The following is a 946-nucleotide window of genomic DNA, read 5'->3' on the forward strand; positions in this document are numbered from 1 at the left end:
GGAGGTGAGACAGGATGGAGACCGTGTTGTACGTTGGCATTGACACGAGCCTCGGGAACCATGTGGTCTGTGCCATGGAGGCCGATGGTCGCATCGTTGCCCGGACGACCGTCGCCAACGATCGCGACGGTGGGGAGCAATTGGTCACCTGGCTGAGGGCCCAGGCCGCGCCGTACGCGCGGCTGGCCGTGGGCGTCGAGGCCACGTCGGTGTACCATGCGCCGCTGATGGAATGGTTGGCCCAAGAGCCGCGGCTGCACCCCTGGCAACCCACCTGGTATGTGCTGAACCCGAAGGTCGTCGAGAAGTTCGGGGAGACCTACGTGGACCGGGGCAAAACGGACCGCGCGGACGCGCGGTTGATTGCCGATGTCCTCCGCTTTGGGCGCGTGACACCGTGGACCCCACCCGATCCGCGCTTTGCGGCGTTGCAAGTCTTGACGCGCCATCGCCGGCAAGTCAGCCAGTTGATCACCCAGGAAAAGAATCGGGCCCTGGTGCAACTGTTCTGCGTGTGGGGACAGTACGCCCATACGGACGAGCCCTTCTTCTCGAACGTCTTTGGCGCGGCGTCGCAAGCCGTGTTGGCACGCTATACGCCCGACACGCTGGCGGAGACCCCGCTGGCCGATCTCGCGGCGGAAATCGCCGCGGTCGGTCGCAATCGGTTGAAGGCGCCGGAGAACATTGCCCAGACCCTGCAACGCTTGGCTCACCGCGCCTTCCGGTTGCACCCGGAAGAGCGGGACGCCCGACAGCAAAGTTTGGTGCTGCACCTGGATACCATCCGGGCCTTGGAACGCCAACAACGCGAATTGGACACAGTGATTGCCCGGGATTTCCAAGCGTTTCGCCAAACCCTGACCACCATTCCCGGGATTGGCCCGGTCTACGGCGCGGGCTTGCTGGCCGAAATCGGCCCCGTGGAACGGTTTACCTCGGAAAA

General features: G+C 64.4%; 1 protein-coding gene. It reads left to right on the forward strand.

Annotated elements, in window-relative coordinates; genetic code table 11:
* Window positions 1-14: 14 nt before the first annotated feature.
* Window positions 15-946, forward strand: a 932-nt coding sequence (locus tag HIJ39_RS23160; RefSeq protein ID WP_169103376.1) for an IS110 family RNA-guided transposase, incomplete at its 3' end; no start/stop codon positions are given.

Source organism: Sulfobacillus harzensis (genome assembly GCF_012933365.1).
Classification (GTDB): Bacteria; Bacillota; Sulfobacillia; order Sulfobacillales; family Sulfobacillaceae; genus Sulfobacillus_B; species Sulfobacillus_B harzensis.